This is a genomic window from Nitrospirae bacterium CG2_30_53_67 (genome assembly GCA_001873285.1).
GTDB lineage: Bacteria > CG2-30-53-67 > CG2-30-53-67 > CG2-30-53-67 > CG2-30-53-67 > CG2-30-53-67.
Genome location: MNYV01000121.1, coordinates 1 through 5,079, shown reverse-complemented (window position 1 = coordinate 5,079; position 5,079 = coordinate 1). Strand labels below are relative to the sequence as shown.

Genomic DNA, 5,079 nt, shown 5'->3' with positions numbered 1-5,079 from the left:
TGGTTCGGCGGAATTCTTTTTCATACTCCTCCGGGGAGATGGGTTCACTTCCGACCTTCGCGATCCAATTTTTCGTGCCCCCCCTGAGACGGGCGCTCTTCATCCCCCAGGCATAAAAGATGGTGAGTACAAAGGCGGCGATAATCAGCCACATGACAAAAGACTTCATATAATTTCGCATGAAATAAAGCATGGCTATTCTCCCCTCAGTGTCGCAAAAAAAGAAAGTCGGCCGAGGTCACATTTTCCCTTCAATTTCCGATATAACAAAAAATTGAAAACTTATTTTAATACAAGCGCATAAGATTTACAAACAATATTTATTTTAATAGTCTCGAAATAGAATAGAATAGACATGGTTCATAAAATCTCCCCTTGCCCCTCTTCCCCGATAAAATCATTCGAGGACAAGTTTCCAAAGAGGGGGAATTCCTCCCGGCGCCTGCCCTGAGCGCAGTCGAAGGGAAAAAGGGAGGTTAGAGCCTGCCCTCGAATGGGTTTATCGGGGGAGGGATTTTCGATATGATGTCGTTTCTATTATGAGAACCTTAATATGTCACAAAAAAACCATCATGCGTCCGGCTTCCCACGAGTTTTCTCTTGAAATATTCTCTTTTTTTTATTATAGTTACATTGATAACTTAGTTTATTTCTATAAACAGGACGTCAGAAGGGGCCTTGCCTTCGCCGTTTGAAAAAATCGGAACAGAATCGGATTGTATTCTCTTGAAAAGGAGTTCATTCCATGATTTTAGATACCATCCTAAGCTGGGTCTCGAGTGATCTGGCGATTGACCTCGGTACGGCGAACACACTTGTTTTTGTCAAAGGCAAAGGGATTGTCTTAAACGAGCCATCGGTCGTTGCCATTCAGAAGGATACCGGGAAAGTCTTGAAGGTGGGGAAAGAAGCCAAGATCATGGTGGGAAGAACCCCGGGAAATATCATGGCCATCCGTCCCATGAAGGACGGGGTCATCGCCGACTTTAAATATACCGAGGCCATGCTCCGGTATTTCATTCAGAAGGTTCATAACCGGAAATCCCTGATCCGTCCCCGGATCATCATCAGCGTCCCCTCAGGGGTCACGCAGGTGGAACGGCGCGCCGTCCGCGACTCCGCCCAGTCTGCCGGCGCACGGGAGGTCTATCTGATCGAGGAGCCCATGGCCGCCGCTATCGGGGCCGGCCTTCCGATCACCGAGGCCAGCGGGAACATGGTCATCGACATCGGAGGGGGGACCACGGATATCGCGATCATCTCCCTCGCGGGGATCGTATACAGCAAGTCCGTGCGGACCGGCGGAAACAAAATGGATGAGGCCATCATCCAGGCCATCAAGAAAAAATACAACCTCCTGGTGGGGGAGCGGACAGCCGAAGAGATCAAGATCGAGATCGGTTCGGCCTATCCCATGAACGAAAACAAGCAGATTGAGGTCAAGGGCCGCGATCTCGTCTCCGGAATACCCAAGACCATCGTCATCAACGAAGAAGAGATTCGTGACGCCCTGGATGAAGTGGTATCCCAGATTGTCGAGGGAGTCAAGGCCGCCCTGGAGAATACCCCTCCCGAACTCTCCGCCGACATTGTGGATAAAGGGATTGTCCTGGCCGGCGGGGGCGCCCTTTTGCGGGGGCTTGACATCCTGCTCAGGGAAGAGACCAGCCTCCCCATCACCATTGCGGATGATCCCCTCTCGACCATTGTGCTCGGCACCGGTCAGGTCTTAAACGAGCTCGAACTGTTGCGGCAGATTTCGATCCGTTAGGCGGATTCGGACAACATCACATGCTGAGCTTTTTTCTACGATTCCGACAATCTATCCTGCTCTTTATTCTTCTGGCGACCTCTTTGATCCTGATGACAAGCCATGCAAACCAGGGGGCGGGTTTTCAGGCCCTCACCTCCGGGCTTTTCGAGGTGACGGCGGCCATGGAATCATGGCTCTCCTCTTTGGTCCGAGGGGCCGGGGATCTCTACCATGGACATTTCCGGCTGTCCGGCGTGGAGAAGGAGAACCGGGTGCTCAGGGAAGAGGTGGCGGTTCTTCATGATCAGTTGAACCGTCTTCAGGAAATCGAGGTTGAAAACAAACGGATCAAAGCGCTGCTCAAGTTTCAGGAATCGGCGCCGTACACCATGATTACCGGAAGAGTGGTGGGCAAGAGCGACAACACCTGGTCCAGAACGCTGATCCTGGACTCCGGCGCCCGGGCCGGGGTTGCCAAGGGGATGGCCGTGATCCGCCCTGAAGGCGTGGTCGGGAAGGTCCTTTCGGCCTCCCCGAATTATTCACTGGTTCAACTCTTAATAGACAGCAACAGCGCGGTTCCCGCACTGGTTCAGAGGACCCGGGCACAAGGGATTGTTGAGGGGAAGATCGCTGATTTATGCCGGATCAAATATCTGGATCGTCTTGCCGACGTCAGGAAGGGGGATCTGGTCCTTTCCTCGGGTCTGGGCGGTGTTTACCCCAAGGGGCTGGTCATTGGGACCGTGACCTCGGTTCAAAAAAAGCCTTACGGGCTCTTCCAGGAGGTTCTGGTTTCGCCTGCCGTGGAATTTTCCAGGCTGGAGGAGGCCTTTGTGGTCAAGGAGAGCCGGCGCCCTGGTGATGACCAGCCATTGAAGAGTGTCCAAGAATGAAATTTCTGCTGACTCTTTTTCTGATGACATTATCGGTTCCGGTTCAGACGCATATTTTAAGCTTTCTCCCGTTTTCGTTCCCGCTCGATCTCGTCCTGATCGTGACCTATTATTTCGGGTATTTCCACGGGAAGGTCAAAGGGATGACTGTGGGCGCATACCTGGGGATCCTCACCGATGTCCTCTCCGGGGAACATCTGGGTGTCCAAATGTTTCTAAAGGCGCTCATCGGGTATTTTTCAGCCGTATTCGGTTTGGGGATTTTCTCCAGAAATGTGATGATCCATTTTGTCTTGCTCGTGGTTTTTTCCTTGATGAACGGGTTCCTGAATCTTTTTCTGATCTATCTCTTTGTCGGAGACATCCCCTTGCAGGGCGCCCTGCGCGGGATGGTTCTCCCCTCTACGCTGTGGAATGCCCTTGTAGGATCCCTCTGCCTCTTCCTGGTCCAGAAAAGGGCATGGATCAGACAGCAAGAGGGCTCTTCCGACAAGGGCTGATGGGCTCGTAAAAAGTCATCAAGAGGTTTCCGCATGATATTGAACATCAATGACCAGGCATTGACCCCGTACCAGAGCCGAGTCAAGATCCTCTCCATAGTTCTGGCCGTTTTCTTTGTGGTTCTGATCTCAAGGGCCTGGTATCTCCAGATCATGAAAGGGGGCTACTTCAAGGAGCGCTCTGAGAGGCAGCGGATCCGGGTTGAGCGTGTGGTCTCACCGAGGGGAGAATTCGTCGACCGGAACGGCGTCCTGCTGGGAGACACCAAACCGGGATTCGATCTGACCATCACGCTGGAAGACGTCCGGGATCTGGATCAAACCCTGGCTCGCCTTTCCCAGCTTCTCGGGATCCCTGCCTCCGATTTCTACCATACCATACGGACCGCCCGGGAGAACGGGGTCCGGGTGTTTCAACCGATCCGGCTCCTTTCCAATGCGGACTGGGAGACCGTGGCCCTGATCGAGGTCAACCATCTGGACCTTGCCGGGGTCTCCATTATACCGGAACCCTTCAGGAACTACCGGGACGGCGATCTTTTTGCGCATCTCTTCGGGTATATCGGAGAGATCAATCCCGCAGAATTAATGAGCGGCGCCTACAGGAATTACAGGATCGGAGATGTGATCGGGAAGGCAGGACTCGAAAAGAGCCTGGAATCCTATCTCAAGGGGAGGGATGGTGTACATCAGATCGAGGTCAACTCCGTGGGGAGGGTCATCGAAGAGATCTCTTACCGGCCGCCTGAGTCCGGGAATCGGGCTGTTCTGACCATGGATTACGATCTCCAGAAGGCGCTTGAGGATGCCTTCGGGGACTATGCAGGCGCCGGGGTGGTCATCAATCCTAACAACGGCGAGGTGCTCGCCATGATCAGCCGGCCGGCCTATGACCCCAACCTCTTTCCAGGAGGGATCGCCAAAGAGTATTGGAGACAGCTCATTTTGGATCCAAAACACCCGCTTACCAACAAGGCCATCTCTGGACAATATCCTCCGGGCTCGGTATTCAAGATCGTCATGTCCATCGCCGCGCTCGAAGAACACAAGGTCACGCCGAACGAAACCCTCTATTGCCGAGGGTACACCTTTTTCGGCGGAAGGGCTTACCGCTGCTGGAGAAAACAGGGGCACGGCGCCGTTTATCTGCACCGCGCCATCGTGGAGTCCTGCGATGTCTATTTTTATGAGATGGGCCAGAGGCTGGGGATTGACAGGATCGCGTATTACGCCAAAGGTCTGGGTCTTGGGAATCTCACCGGGATCGGCATGGATGGAGAGAAGCCGGGCCTGATCCCGACCCGGGAGTGGAAAAAGAAGGCCACCGGGGAACCCTGGTACCCGGGTGAAAATCTGAGCGCCGCCATCGGCCAGGGATATGTCCTCGTTACGCCGTTCCAGCTCGCCGATCTGATCGGCGCCGTGGCCAACGGCGGGACCGTCTACCGGCCCCAATTGGTCAAGCGTATAGAAAACTACAAGGGGGAGACGTTGAAGGCATTTTCTCCTCAGGTTCTCTCCCAAATTCATATTTCGCCTGAGACCCTGAATCTTGTCCGGGATGCCTTGGAAGACGTGGTCTCGGAGCCTCAAGGGACAGGGGGCAAGGCGCGGATCAACGGCATCAGGATTGCCGGCAAAACCGGCACGGCCCAGGTCATCCGGATGAATCAGCAGGGTGAAAAAATGAGCAAAGAGCTTGCGGAAAAGTACCAGGACCATGCCTGGTTTGTTGCGTGCGGGCCCATGGAAAAGCCTGAAATCGCCGTTGCCGTCATTATGGAACACGGCGGCCATGGAGGGTCTGCCGCGGCCCCCATCGTCAGGAAGGTCATGGAGGCCTATTTCAAAAAGACCGGGCGGATGGTGGAACCCCCGCCGGAATTAAGGCCTGCATCCCTGCCGTCCGATATGCATCTTTCACAGGCTG

At 54.0% G+C, this 5,079-nt stretch carries 4 protein-coding genes and 1 pseudogene; 4 read left to right on the top strand and 1 reads right to left on the bottom strand.

The genetic code is table 11. The features are described 5' to 3' along the window. Positions 1-193, bottom strand: a pseudogene (locus tag AUK29_07495) (hypothetical protein). A 552-nt stretch (positions 194-745) separates the two neighbouring features. On the opposite strand from AUK29_07495, the gene AUK29_07490 reads away from it, so the two are divergent. From AUK29_07490 to AUK29_07475, 4 genes are all read left to right on the top strand, one after another. Next, positions 746-1,771, top strand: a complete 1,026-nt coding sequence (locus AUK29_07490) for a rod shape-determining protein (GenBank protein OIP62939.1) — start codon at positions 746-748, stop codon at positions 1,769-1,771. A 20-nt stretch (positions 1,772-1,791) separates the two neighbouring features. Continuing rightward, positions 1,792-2,649 carry a rod shape-determining protein MreC gene (locus AUK29_07485; GenBank protein ID OIP62938.1) on the top strand — a complete coding sequence of 286 codons (858 nt, stop codon included), beginning with the start codon at positions 1,792-1,794 and terminating at the stop codon, positions 2,647-2,649. Next, on the top strand, positions 2,646-3,149 hold the full coding sequence (locus AUK29_07480) for a rod shape-determining protein MreD (protein OIP62937.1): 504 nt from the start codon (positions 2,646-2,648) through the stop codon (positions 3,147-3,149). The genes AUK29_07485 and AUK29_07480 overlap by 4 nt, the downstream gene beginning before the upstream one ends. A gap of 33 nt (positions 3,150-3,182) precedes the next feature. Beyond that, on the top strand, positions 3,183-5,079 hold a 1,897-nt coding region (locus AUK29_07475), incomplete at its 3' end, for a penicillin-binding protein 2 (GenBank protein ID OIP62936.1).